At 73.6% G+C, this 11746-nt stretch carries 9 protein-coding genes; 5 read left to right on the top strand and 4 right to left on the bottom strand.

Annotated elements, in window-relative coordinates; all coding sequences use genetic code 11:
- The first annotated feature begins 51 nt into the window (after positions 1–51).
- Positions 52–297: a DUF397 domain-containing protein gene (locus ACZ6J5_RS30715; protein ID WP_469396924.1), complete on the top strand. Its 246-nt coding sequence runs from the start codon at positions 52–54 to the stop codon at positions 295–297.
- A gap of 70 nt (positions 298–367) precedes the next feature.
- Here the strand turns inward: ACZ6J5_RS30715 and ACZ6J5_RS30720 are convergent, their stop codons facing one another.
- The 4 genes from ACZ6J5_RS30720 to eccB all read right to left on the bottom strand — a co-directional run bounded on the left by ACZ6J5_RS30720 (position 368) and on the right by eccB (position 4095).
- Positions 368–661, bottom strand: coding sequence for a WXG100 family type VII secretion target (locus ACZ6J5_RS30720; RefSeq protein WP_469396926.1), 294 nt, complete (start codon positions 659–661; stop codon positions 368–370).
- A 44-nt stretch (positions 662–705) separates the two neighbouring features.
- Complete coding sequence (locus ACZ6J5_RS30725) at positions 706–1044, bottom strand: WXG100 family type VII secretion target (protein WP_362483979.1); 339 nt, start codon at positions 1042–1044, stop codon at positions 706–708.
- 229 nt (positions 1045–1273) lie between these two features.
- Positions 1274–2533: a type VII secretion-associated serine protease mycosin gene (gene mycP / locus ACZ6J5_RS30730; RefSeq protein ID WP_469396928.1), complete on the bottom strand. Its 1260-nt coding sequence runs from the start codon at positions 2531–2533 to the stop codon at positions 1274–1276.
- A 14-nt stretch (positions 2534–2547) separates the two neighbouring features.
- Complete coding sequence (gene eccB / locus ACZ6J5_RS30735) at positions 2548–4095, bottom strand: type VII secretion protein EccB (RefSeq protein WP_469396930.1); 1548 nt, start codon at positions 4093–4095, stop codon at positions 2548–2550.
- A gap of 192 nt (positions 4096–4287) precedes the next feature.
- Here eccB and eccE point away from each other — a divergent pair, with 192 nt between their 5' ends.
- The 4 genes from eccE (at position 4288) to ACZ6J5_RS30755 (ending at position 11745) form a co-directional block, all read left to right on the top strand.
- The gene (eccE, locus tag ACZ6J5_RS30740) at positions 4288–5613 is read left to right on the top strand and encodes a type VII secretion protein EccE (protein ID WP_469396932.1); all 1326 of its coding nucleotides are present in this window, start codon (positions 4288–4290) and stop codon (positions 5611–5613) included.
- Positions 5614–5948: 335 nt separating this feature from the next.
- Positions 5949–6629 carry a hypothetical protein gene (locus ACZ6J5_RS30745; protein ID WP_469397092.1) on the top strand — a complete coding sequence of 227 codons (681 nt, stop codon included), beginning with the start codon at positions 5949–5951 and terminating at the stop codon, positions 6627–6629.
- Between the two features lie 206 nt (positions 6630–6835).
- Entirely contained in the window at positions 6836–9667 is a 2832-nt protein-coding gene (locus ACZ6J5_RS30750) for an SCO5717 family growth-regulating ATPase (protein WP_469396934.1), read from the top strand.
- 200 nt (positions 9668–9867) lie between these two features.
- Complete coding sequence (locus tag ACZ6J5_RS30755) at positions 9868–11745, top strand: ABC transporter substrate-binding protein (RefSeq protein ID WP_469396936.1); 1878 nt, start codon at positions 9868–9870, stop codon at positions 11743–11745.
- Position 11746 lies beyond the last annotated feature (1 nt).

Genomic DNA, 11746 nt, shown 5'->3' on the forward strand with positions numbered 1-11746 from the left:
TGGCCCGCGGCTCGTTCACAGGACTGACCAGCACAGACAAGGACCCCGCCGATGACGGACGCCCAGGACCGGGAACGCGTGAAGGAAGAGCTCTACGCCCTCGACATCTCCGGGGCCGAGTGGCAGGGGGCGCCGGGGACCAGTCCGGACGAGGAGCGGGTGGAGATCGCGTATCTGCCGGACGGCGCGGTGGCGATGCGCTCCTCGCTCGACAAGGAGACCGTGCTGCGCTACACGAAGGCGGAGTGGGACGCCTTCGTACTCGGGGCGCGCGACGGCGAGTTCGACCTGAAGTAGCGTCCGCGCGGACGCGAGAGGGGGTGGCCCGTGGGAACGGGCCACCCCCTCTCGCGTCAGTGACGCGGGATCACATCATCATGCGGAAGCGGGCGGCGTTGCCCTTGTCGGTGTCCTGGTAGCCGACGACCGACTCGTCGAGGAGCTGGGCGATGCGCGCCAGGTCCTGGTTCATGCCCGCCATGTCCTTGGTGAGGCGGTCCTGGCTCTCGCGGTACGCGATCTTCGCCTCGCCCTCCCAGTTGGAGGCGACGCGGTTGACCTCGGTCATGAGGTCCTCCAGCTTCTGGCTGAGCTGGCTGGACGTCAGGCGGACATCGCCCGCCGCCTGGGTCACGGTGTCGTAATTGACCGCAGTAGTCATCTTCGTGGCTCCTGGAGTGTAGAGACGCGGGAGGTGGGCGAGGCTCAGGCCATGCCGAGGATGGCGCTCTGGCCGCTCGACGTGTCGTCCATCTTGCGGAAGGACCGGATCCGGTCCTCCTCCTCGCGCGTGAAGCCGTCGGCGCTCATGCGCATGACCTCTTCGAGCTTCACGAGCTCGACGCGCATGTTGCGCAGCCGCTGGTTCAGGTCGTTCTGAACCCGGTCGTACTCCTTGCTCGCAGCGCCCTGCCAGCCCGCCTGGATGCGGTCCACCACGCCGTTGAGGGACGTGATGCGGGCCTGGAGCTCGTCGTGGAAGTCCTGGATCCGGCCGGCGAGCTTGACTTGTTCGGCACTGGTTACGTTCAGGTCTTTCGACATCTTGCCCCTTCTTCCTTCGGTGGTGGCGGCGGCGGTCAGGCCGCCGGGCCTTCCGAACGCGATACGGACGGGTATCTCTTGATGCCGCCCCCGTGCTGGGGTCGCACTGCCGTGCCCCCGCCGGTCACTCTAGCCATTGGGGACGGTAGTTCCAACTGCAAAGTACGGACCGGATACTTGGCCCGGCGGGCCGTTTCCGGGGCCGTTCCCGCGGCCGTTCCCAGGGCCGTCACCGGAGCGTTCTCCGGCGTCGGCCGTCACGCATCACGGCGGCGGTTCCGGCGACCACGGCCACCAGCACCGCGCCGATTCCCAGGGCGTAGGTGGCGAGCCGTTCGGAGCGTTCCCGGGGGGTCTCCGACAGCGCCATGGCGGCCGGTTCGGGCGCCGTGGCCTTCGGCGGTCCCGGGTCCGGCGTCGGACTGCTCGCCGGGGCCGTGTCGTCGGGGCTGTCCGCGAGCGCCCGCACCGGATCCACCACACCCCAGCCCACGTACCGGTCGCGCCCGTTGACCGGGCGGACGGCGGTCTGCTCGATCCTGGTCACGATCTGCGCCACGCTCCAGTCCTTGTGCTTGGCGCGCAGCAGGGCCGCGACCCCGGCGACGTACGGGGCGGAGAAGCTGGTCCCGTTGTCGACGCACTGGCCGCCGCCGGGGACGGTGGAGACGATGTCGACGCCCGGGGCGGCGACCCCGACGAAGGGGCCCGACTGGGAGAACGCGGCGCGTTCGTTGTTGCGGTCCGAGGAGGCGACGGCGAGCACTCCGGGGAAGGCCGCGGGGTAGGTGTACTTGTCTTCGCCGTCGACGCCGTCGTTGCCCGCCGACGCGACGACGACCACGTTCGCGGCGATGGCCCGCGCCACGGCCTTGCCCATCGGGGAGTCCGGCCGGAGCGGCTGGGCGGTGTCCTGGGAGATGTTGATGACGTCGGCGCGCTGGGCGACGGCGTGGTCGATCGCCTGCGCCATCGTGTCGGACTTGCCGCTGTTCTTCTCGTCGTTCTGCCGGATCGGGATGATCGTGGCGTCGGGCGCGAGACCGACGAAGCCGGTGCCGGGGACGGGGCGGGCGGCGATGATGCCGGCGACCTTGGTGCCGTGGCCGACCTCGTCCACGACGCCGCCGGTCTTGCCTCGGTTCTCGTCGCCGATGCCCGGGTTCTTCTTGTCGGGCTTCAGGTAGTCCTTGCCCGCCTTGACGTCGACCGCCTTCGTGAGCTGCGGGTTCTTGATGTCGACCCCGGTGTCGATGACGGCGACCCGGACGCCCGCGCCCTTGGTGTCCTGCCACAGCTCGTCGAGCAGCACCCGCTGGAGCGGCCAGGGGATGCCCTCGATCTGCTTCTTCATGGGGAAGGTGCACTCGCCGCCGCCGTCCAGCCCGGCGGGGCGCGCGACGCCCTCGGCGGACGCGGCGGGCGGCACCGCCAGCAGCCAGCCGAGAGCCGCGGCGCCGAGCAGGGCCCCCGTGCGGTACTTCGTCATCCGCGTCACCTCCCTCACGAACCCTGCGGCTGGCGCGCGCTGTTGGTGTCGAGGCGCGGGCCCTTGGACAGGAAGTCCGACCACTCCTGCGGGACGAGCACCGGAGTGACCTTCTCGTAGCCCAGACGCTTCTGCGCGTCGGAGGGTTCCGGGCGTCCGTCGCCCTGCGGCTGCTCGCCCGCGCCGATGCCGGAACGCTTCTTGTCGCTGTCGCCGTTGGCCTGCACGGCGTAGCGCAGCCCGGTGTCGGTGACGAGGAAGAGGGAGCCGCCGGGCGCGGACTGGCGGCCCTGGACCTGGGTGTAGAGCAGGCCGGTGCCGGGGGTGACGTACGTGCTGGTGCCGCCGGCCGTGATCTCGGCGGGGTACGCGGTGCCGGCCCAGGTCCCCAGGGTCGTCTCGCCCTTGGGGCTGACGCCGCGCAGGACCGAGCAGACGGTGTCGCGGGCGCCCGCTCCGCCGACGGAGTTGACCAGCTTCGACTGCGCCTTGGGCCAGGTCAGTCCGGCGCCGAAGTCGACTCCGTCGAGGCTGAGCTGACCCATGTCGACCGCGCTCGCCTGACCGTTCATCCCGAGGTGCGCCTCGGCCGAGTCGGGGGAGTTCATGATGAGCCGGGCGGTGAAGGGGGACACCGGCCGCACCTTGCCCTGGAGCACGACGTAGTGCTGGGGGCCCGAGCCGGTCTGGGCGACCAGCACCATGCCGACCCGGTCCTGGGCCTGGGAGAGGCCGCCGTTGACGCCCGCGTCGGCGCCGAGCACGCCGGGGACCTTCGGGTAGGTGACGGTCGAGCCGGTCTTCAGGGTCTTCAGCCAGTCGTCGGTCACCTGCTGGGGCTTCCGGCCCTCGCCGAACAGCGTCGTGGTGAGGTTCTTCGCCGTCTCGTCGATCCGGTACTTGGTGCCCGTGTGGTCGACGAGGTACTGGGCGCCGTCCTGCTGCCCCTTCACGTACAGGACTTCGCCGGGGCCCAGCCGGTACTTGTCGTCCGTGCGCTTGAGGTCGCGCTCGGCGAAGAGGAAGGCGGCCTTCTGCACCCCGCCGCCGTTGCCGCCGCCGGGCTGCTCGCACACCGCCCAGCGCTTGGCGGTGCCCGCGTCCTCGGGGGCGGGCAGCCGGTCGGGGGCGTAGGGGATGCCGAGGATCGGGCCGCGCGGCGGGTCGCCCTTGTCGAGCTCCTTGTCGGCGACCTGGATGACGGCGTAGTCGTCGGGGTTCAACAGCAGCCGGGCGGAGGCCAGGTTGAGCACCGGGTGGAGCAGGGTCCTCTTGTCCTTGCCCGTACCGGTGGTCAGCACGACGTAGCGGGTGGTGGACTGCTTGCCGACGATCACCTTGGTGCCGGGCGTGTCCCAGCCCTTGGGGGCGGTGGGACTGAACATGCCCCAGGCGCCGAAGCCGGCCACCACGAGCGCCCCGACGATCAGGCCGGGGACGACCGCGCGCAGCGGCCTGGGCGCCCCCTCCTCCGTACCCGAGGGAGAGGGTTGGAGGAATGCCGCGATGGTGCGCTTCTTCGCAAAGGTGTACGCGTTGAGCTCGTCCCGCCGTGATGCCATGAGTCCCCATTTTCGTCAGGCGCAGTCGTCGCTCGGGAGTCCGGGAAGCAGGGCGCCCGGGCCCCGGCTGCCGGACCGGCCCCCTACTATGCCTGCTGTCCGCCCGTGCTCAGGGGGCGGGTAGGGTGATCCAGCCGCCAATGGCCTGGCGGGCCAGGGTGATCGGGATGAATTGAGGGGGATTCTCCAATCATGGCTTCCGCGACGCGGGCGCGGCCCGCTGCCGCCGCGCCCTCTTCGGCGCCCCCCGTCTCCCCCTCCGCGGGGCCCGGTTCGTCCGTTCCGTCCTCCGTGGCGCCCCGACTCCAGTCCCGCCCCGGACACTTCGGTGCGTTCCGATTGCAACAGCTCGTACTGATCGAGGTCGCGGCGGCGCTGCTGCTCGTGGCCGCGGTCGTCGACAAGCTGATGCTGGTCCCCGCGGGCGTGCTCGCCGCGCTGCTGGTGCTGCTCGCGCTGGTGCGCCGGCACCGGCGTTCGCTGCCGGAGTGGCTGGGCACCTTCCTCGCGCTGCGGGCGCGGACCCGCCGGGCCGCCTCCCTGACCGTGCCCGAGGGCACCGAGCCGGGGCTGGCCCCGGTCGTCGAGTGCGACCCGGCGCTGCGGACCTACGCGTACAGCGACCGCGACCGGCGGCCGATCGGGATGATCGGGGACGGCACCTTCCTCACCGCGGTGGTCCGGGTCGAGTCCGAGGCCACGGCGCTGCGCCCGGACCGCTCGGCGCGCCCGCTGCCGGTCGGCCTGGTGCGGGACGTGCTGGCGGTGGACGGCATCCGGCTGGAGTCGGCGCAGATCGTCCAGCACACCCAGCCGGCGCCCGCGCCGCACCTGCCCGCGCAGTCGATGGCGGCCCGCAACTACGCGCCGCTCCAGGCGCAGACGGGTTCTCCGGCGCTCCGGATCACCTGGATCGCCCTGAAGCTCGACCCCGAGCTGTGCCCGGAGGCGGTGGAGGCGCGCGGCGGCGGCCTGGAGGGCGCGCAGAAGTGTCTGGTGCGGGCGGCGGACCAGCTGGCGAGCCGACTGGCCGGCGCGGGCTTCACCGCCACCGTCCTCACCGAGCAGGAGCTCACCGCCGCGCTCGCCACCTCGACCTGCGCCAGCCCGATGGCCATAGCGCAGGCGGGCCGAGGGCAGGCGCAGGCGCGGCGGACCCAGGAGACGGCGCGGACCTGGCGGGTGGACGACCGGCGGCACACCACGTACTGGGTGGGGCGCTGGCCCCAGTTGGGCGGCGCGGGCGGCGCGGGGGCGTCGATGCCGCAGCTGGTGGCGCTGCTGACCTCGCTGCCGGCGCTGGCGACGACGTTCAGCCTGACGCTGAGCGGCGGTGACCGCCAGGAGGTGACGGTCACCGGCCACGTACGGATCACCGGGCGCAGCGACGAGGAGCTGGTGGCGGCCCGGCACGAACTGGAGCGGGCGGCGCGCGGCGTGAAGACGGGCCTGGTGCGGCTGGACCGCGAGCAGGTCCCGGGCATGCTGGCGACGCTGCCGCTGGGGGGTGCGCGCTGATGTCCACTCCGGCGAACGGCCCGGCGCGGCCGCAGGGATACGGGACGGGGCACGGGAACGCGATGGGACAGGCCACGGGACGACCGGCCGGGCAGGCGTACGGGCAGCCGGGCGGGCCTTCCGCCGGGCAGGCGGCCGGGCCGGGGTACGGGCAGCCCCCCGCCGGGCAGCCCGGTGGCGGGGCCCTCGCGGGCCCGCCCGCGCACGCCGCCGGCGGCGCCGAAGGGGTCTCCGGCGGGCGTCCCGCCGGGGCGCCCGCGCGGCGGACCGGCGGCGCCGCGCGCGCCGCCGCACGGCGTACGGGGCGCGGCGGCAAGCCCCGCTTCGGCTTCGGGCTGATCGGCCCGCGCCGGGACCGGCACTCCGTCCCCCTCGACCAACTCGGCGCGCTGGCCCTGCCGGTGGGCGACGACGGCCTGGTCGTCGGCGTCGACGCCGAGGGCCGCCCGGCCGTGCTCGGCATCAACCGGCCCAGCCCCTACGACGTCACGCTCATCGGCGGCCTGTGGACCGCGCAGGTCCTCGCCCTGCGCGCGGCGGCGACCGGTGCCCGGATCGCCGTCGAGACCGGCCGCGCGCAGGCGTGGACCGCGCTGGCGCAGGCGGCGGGCGGCGGGCAGCCCTGCGTCACCCTGCACGACGTGGGGCGGGTGCCGCCCCAGGGCGCCTCCGCCGGCAGTCCCGTCGTGGTCGTCCGCGACTGCGGGATGCGTCCGCCGCGCGGCCGGGTGGTGTCCGCGCCCTGGCAGTCGGTCGTGACCCTGCTCCCCTATCTGAGCCCGGTCGCCCCCCGGCTCCTGGAGAAGTCCTCGCTGGTCGGGGTCCAGCGGGTGTCCCCCGACGAGGCCGCCCGGATCGGGCGGATCATGGGGCTCCAGCGCACCGAGTCGGAGGCGCTGTCCACGCTGGCCGACGGCGTCACCCTGTGGTGCACCCCGAACGACCGGCAGTTCGTCATGACGCAGGCCACCGACGCCGAGACCGGATTGTTGGGCGGCGCGCGCCGGATGGACTGAGCGGACTGAACTGTCCGCTTATCTCCGTATTTCATTCACCGGGGGTTTCACGCTCCGGTACGCGTGGGTCACTTGGGGCCCGGGCGTGTTCCGCGCGGGGCGCGGCGGGGGGCCGTCGGCCCTGCCCGGCGGGCGCGGTTGGCGTTTAGGGTGGGAAGGGCCCGCCCATGACGGCACAAGGGTGCGCGACCACATCAGGAGGCAAAGTGAACGGCGATCGGGACGAGATCAAGGGGGGTTGGAACCCGCCCGTCGACGATCAGTCCGACCAGTCCGACACGGACGCCGCCGAGATGACGGGTGAGTTCACGATCGACTACACCCCTCCGGCCTGGTACACCCAGAACGCCTCGGGCGGTCCGGCCGCCGCCGCGCCCACGCCTCCGCCGCCGACCGGTGCGCCGGTGTCCGTTCCCGGTCTGCCGGCCACGGGCGGCTTCGAGCCGACCTGGACGCCGCCGCCGGCGCCCGCGCCCGTGGCTCCGGCGCCCGTGCCCCCCGCGCCGGTGGCGCCCGCGCCCTTCGGGGGCGGGGACGTGGAGAGCGGGGCGACCATGCGCTTCTCCCCCGCCGCGCTGAAGCGCGAGCTGGGCGAGCCGTCCGGCGGGCAGCCGGCTCCGGCCGCGCCCCCGGCCGAGCAGCACGCCGCCGAGGCCGCCGCGCCCGCGCCCGCGGCTCCGGCCGCACCGGTGGCGCCCGAAGGGCCCGTGGAGCCCGTGGAGCCCGTCGTCGAAGCCGCCGCGCGGGACGGGTCCGACGCGGAGGCCGCGGAGGCCGGAGCGGCGGCCGAGACCGGGGCCGGGCCCGAGGCGAGCGCCGAGGCCCCGGCGGCGGACCGCGCGGACGAGACTCCCGGGGAACCGCCCGCCGGGGCCCCCGGCACAACCGGTACGGAGAGCGGTACGGAGACCGGTACGGACGCCCAGACGGAGCCGTGGGCCGTCGCCCCCGCGCCCGCCGAGCCGGAGCCGCCGGTCCCCGCCGCCGCGACTCCCGCGCCCGCCTCCGCCCCCACCGAGCCCGAGCCGCCGTTCCCCGCGCCCGCCCCCGCCCCCGCCCCCGTACCGGCCCCCGCGCCCTTCGAGCCGCAGGACGCCGTGCCCGGGGCCGGGCTGCCGCCCGCGCAGCCGCTGCCCGGCGCGGGTGCGCTGCCGCCCCTGCCGCCCTCGTTCCAGCCCGCGACACCCGCGACGGCCCCGCAGTGGCCCGCCCAGGCGGCGCCCGGCGAGCAGCCGCCCGCCGCCCCGCTGCCGCCCGCCGCCGCGTCCTGGCCCGCCCCGCCCGCGCCCGCCCCGGCGCCCCCGCAGGGCGGCTACGGCTTCCCCCAGCCCGGCCAGCCCGCGCCCGGCCAGCCCTACCCCGGCCAGCCGGGGCCCGGCCAGCCGCAGCCCCAGCCCTTCCCGGCGCAGCCCCAGCCCCCGCAGGGCGGCTACGGCTTCCCGCACCCGGGACAGCCCGCGCCCGCGCCCGTACCGCCGCAGGCCCAGCCGCCCCAGGGCGGTTACGGCTTCCCGCACCCCGGTCAGCCCGCGCCCGTGCCTCCGCAGGCCCCGCAGCCCGGGAGTCCGCCGCCCGACTACGCGGTGCCCGCCCCGCCGGTGGATCCCCGGACCGGTGCCGCCTGGCCCACGGCCGTGACCCACGACCAGCGCGAGCGGTCCGTGCCGGGCGCCCCGCTCGGCTACAACGCGGCCGTCGAGCTCTCCTCCGACCGGCTGCTGCGCAACAGCAAGCAGAAGGCCAAGTCCAGCCGCAATCCCGGTGCTTCGGCCCGCTTCAAGCTCGGCGGCAAGAAGGAGGAGGCCGAGCGGCAGCGGAAGCTGGAGCTGATCCGCACGCCGGTGCTCTCCTGTTACCGGATCGCGGTCATCTCGCTCAAGGGCGGCGTCGGCAAGACCACGACCACCACCGCCCTCGGCGCGACCCTGGCCACCGAGCGGCAGGACAAGATCCTTGCGATCGACGCCAACCCGGACGCCGGCACGCTCGGGCGCCGGGTGCGCCGCGAGACCGGGGCGACCATCCGCGACCTGGTGCAGGCGATCCCGTACCTGCATTCGTACATGGACATCCGGCGGTTCACCTCGCAGGCGCCGTCCGGTCTGGAGATCCTCGCCAACGACGTGGACCCGGCGGTCTCGACGACCTTCAACGACGAGGACTACCGGCGGGCGATAGACGTCCTCGGCAAGCAGTACCCGATCATCCTGACCGACTCCGGCACCGGGCTGCTCTACAGCGCGATGCGCGGGGTGCTCGACCTGGCCGACCAGCTGATCATCATCTCCACGCCGTCCGTGGACGGTGCCTCCAGCGCCTCCACGACGCTGGACTGGCTCTCCGCGCACGGCTACGCGGAGCTGGTGCAGCGCTCGATCACCGTCATCTCGGGGGTCCGCGAGACCGGCAAGATGATCAAGGTCGAGGACATCGTGCAGCACTTCCAGACCCGCTGCCGCGGGGTCGTCGTGGTGCCCTTCGACGAGCACCTGGCGGCGGGCGCCGAGGTCGACCTCGACATGATGCGGCCCAAGACCCGGGAGGCGTACTTCCACCTCTCGGCGATGGTCGCCGAGGACTTCGTCCGCGCGCAGCAGGCGCAGGGGCTGTGGACCGGCGACGCCCAGGGCGGGCTGCCCCCGCACATGGCCCCGCCGATGCCGGGACACGGCCAGGTGCCGGGCCAGCCGGTGCCCGGGCAGCCGTACCCCGCCCCGGCCGCTCCCCCGGCCCCGCCCGCGCCCGGCCAGCCCTATCCGCCGCAGCCGTACCCGCCGCAGGGCGGGCCGGTGCCGGGGCAGCCGTACCCGCAGGCGCCCTATCCCCACCAGGGCCAGCCGGGTCAGCCGTACGGAGCACCGCCCGCACCCGGTCAGGCGTACGGGGTCCAGCCGGGCCAGCCGCCGGTGCCGCAGGGCTGGCAGCAGCAGCCGCCCGCGCAGCCGCTCCCGCCGCAGGCCGATCCGCAGGGGCAGGTCCCGCCGCCCAACTGGCCGCCGCAGCAGCCTCCGCAGGCTCCGCCAGCCCCTCAGCAGTAAGGCGTCACAGGAGTAGACCAATGAGCCCCCGAACCGGTGTTCCGGTACGGGGGCTTTTGGCATTCCCGCAGTCCACACGGGGTTTGAGACATCGTTGACGACGGCAGACCACCGCTGATACACCTTCGCTTCATCCATCGTCAGCCCAAGATCCACGGCACTTCCCCCGACGCACGCATCCCGACGCGAGGTCACGCCCCATGGTCATGGTCACGAAGGCTCCACCCCCTCCGGCACCCGCCCACAGAGCTCCCGTCCACCGGGCCCTGCGCCTGCTCGTCGCCCACGGGGTCGCCGCCGCCTCCCTCGTGGCCGTCCCGCACGCGGCCCAGGCCGCCGGGGCCGGCGGGGCCGAGGACGACAAGACGGGCTCGGGCACCACGCTCACCGTCGCCGTCTCGCAGAGCGTCGACTCCCTCTCGCCCTTCCTCGCCCAGAAGCTGGTCTCCACCAGCATCCACCGGCTGGCCTACGAGTACCTGACCAACTACGACCCGAAGGACGCGCACACCGTCCCGGGCTTCGCCACCGCCTGGACGTCCTCGCCGGACAAGCTGACCTGGACGTACACGATCCGCTCGGACTCCACGTGGTCCGACGGGCAGCCGGCCACCGCCGAGGACGCGGCGTGGACGTTCCAGAAGATGATGACCGACCCGAACGCGGCGACCGCCAACGGCAGCTTCACCGCCAACTTCAGGAAGGTCAGCGCGCCCGACCCGCGCACCCTGGTCATCGAGCTGAAGAAGCCGCAGGCGACGATGACGGCGCTGGACGTGCCGATCGTGCCCAAGCACGTGTGGGAGAAGGTCGGCGACTTCTCGAAGTTCAACAACGACAAGCAGTTCCCGATCGTGGGCAACGGGCCCTTCGTCATCACGGACTTCAAGGTCGACCAGTACATCAAGCTCAAGCCCAACAAGGACTTCTGGCGCGGCGCGCCCAAGTTCGACGAGCTGGTCTTCAAGTACTACAAGGACGGCGACGCGGCCGTCGCCGCCCTCCAGAAGGGCGAGGTGTCCTTCGTACCGAACCTGACACCCGCGCAGGCGGCGGCCCTGAAGACGCAGCCGGACATCAAGGTCAACGACGCCCCCGGCCGCCGCTTCTTCGCGCTGGCCACCAACCCGGGCGCGCGGGCCAAGGACGGCAGGACCTTCGGCAACGGGAACAAGGCGCTCCTCGACCCGGAGGTGCGCAAGGCCCTCTTCCTCGCCGTGGACCGCGCCACCCTGGTCGACAAGGTCTTCCAGGGACACGCCGTCGAGGGCGAGGGCTACATCCCGCCGCGCTTCGGCTCGTACTTCTGGCAGCCCGCCGCCGGGCAGGAGCGCGGCTACGACCCGGCGAAGGCGGCGCGGGTGCTGGACGCCGCCGGCTACCGGAAGAACGGCGAGGGCAAGCGGCTCGGCAAGGACGGCAAGCCGCTCGACCTCCGCATCCTGTGCCACGCCACCGACCCGAACGACAAGGCGGTCGGCAAGTACCTCCAGGAGTGGTGGGGCGGGCTGGGCATCGGGCTGAAGGTCGAGTGCCTGGACAGCGTCTCCGACCCGTGGGTCAAGGGCGACTACGACCTCGCCTTCGACGGCTGGTCGGTCAACCCGGACCCGGACTACGTGCTGTCGATCCACACCTGTGACGCGCTGCCCGCGACCCCGAAGGACTCCGGCGCCACCGACAACTTCATCTGCGACCCGCGCTTCGACGCGCTCTACGCGCGACAGGCCGTCGAGTACGACGCCGCCAAGCGCGCGGACCTGGTGAAGCAGTTGCAGTCGCGGCTGTACGACACCGGCTACATGAACGTCCTCGCGTACCCCAACGCCCTGGAGGCGTACCGCACCGACCAGATCGGCTCCATCACCACCATGCCCTCGGCGGCCGGCAACCTCTGGGGCCAGGACGGCTACTGGAGCTGGTGGTCGGCCGTGCCCGCCGCCCGGGCCTCGGACGGGGGATCCGGCTCCTCCTCCACCGGGGTGGTCGTCGGGATCGGCGCCGCCGTGGTGGTGGTCGTCGGGATCGGGATCTTCCTGGGGATGCGCCGCCGCTCCACCTCCGACGACCGCGAGTAGC

The organism is Streptomyces sp. NPDC042100 (assembly GCF_055582325.1).